This window comes from Stenotrophomonas sp. S49 (assembly GCF_016624905.1).
In the GTDB taxonomy this organism is placed as follows: domain Bacteria; phylum Pseudomonadota; class Gammaproteobacteria; order Xanthomonadales; family Xanthomonadaceae; genus Stenotrophomonas.
Window position 1 is genome coordinate 1 of sequence record NZ_JACVUD010000176.1, and the last position, 632, is coordinate 632.

Genomic DNA, 632 nt, shown 5'->3' on the forward strand with positions numbered 1-632 from the left:
CCCCCCCCCCCCCCCCCCCCCCCCCCCCCCCCCCCGGCCCCCCCCCCCCCCGCCCCCCCCCCCGGCGACGTTTGTGGAGGACTGTTTGATGAAAGCCCGTCTGATCGCCACCGGCGAACGTGCCCCCAGTTGGGTGGCGCAGGGGTTTGCCGAGTACCAGAAGCGGCTCTCGCACTGGTTGCCGTTTGAACTGGTGGAGATCGAACCCGGCCTGCGTGGCAAGGGTCGCGATGCGCGCCGTGCCACCGAAGACGAAGGCAAGCGGGTGATCGCGGCATTGCCGAAGAATGCCTACGTGGTGGCGCTGGATGTGCCCGGTCGCCAGCTCAGTTCCGAACAGCTGGCACAGCGCCTGGAGCACTGGCGCGGGCAGGGCAGGGACCTGGCTTTCCTGATCGGCGGCCCGGAAGGGCATTCGCCGGAAGTGTCCGCACTGGCCGACGAGAAGTGGTCGATCGGCCCGTTGACCCTGCCGCACATGCTGGTACGGCTGGTGGTGGCCGAGCAGTTGTATCGGGCTGCGGCAATGATTGCCAATCACCCCTACCATCGCGCGTGAAGAGTGGTTATACTAGTCGTCTGCCCGAATAGCTCAGCCGGTTAGAGCACTTGACTGTTAATCAGGGGGTCGT

The 632-nt window shown here is 66.9% G+C and carries 1 protein-coding gene; it reads left to right on the forward strand.

Going from position 1 to position 632, the window contains the following annotated elements; all coding sequences use genetic code 11:
• The first annotated feature begins 88 nt into the window (after positions 1 to 88).
• Complete coding sequence (gene rlmH, locus IAE58_RS19880; RefSeq protein WP_079222687.1) at positions 89 to 559, forward strand: 23S rRNA (pseudouridine(1915)-N(3))-methyltransferase RlmH; 471 nt, start codon at positions 89 to 91, stop codon at positions 557 to 559.
• The last annotated feature ends 73 nt before the right edge of the window (positions 560 to 632 follow it).

What these genes read in the sequence shown, in the direction of transcription:
- rlmH (WP_079222687.1), top strand. Translation starts at nt 89, where the DNA reads ATGAAAGCCCGTCTGATCGCCACCGGCGAACGTGCCCCCAGTTGGGTG.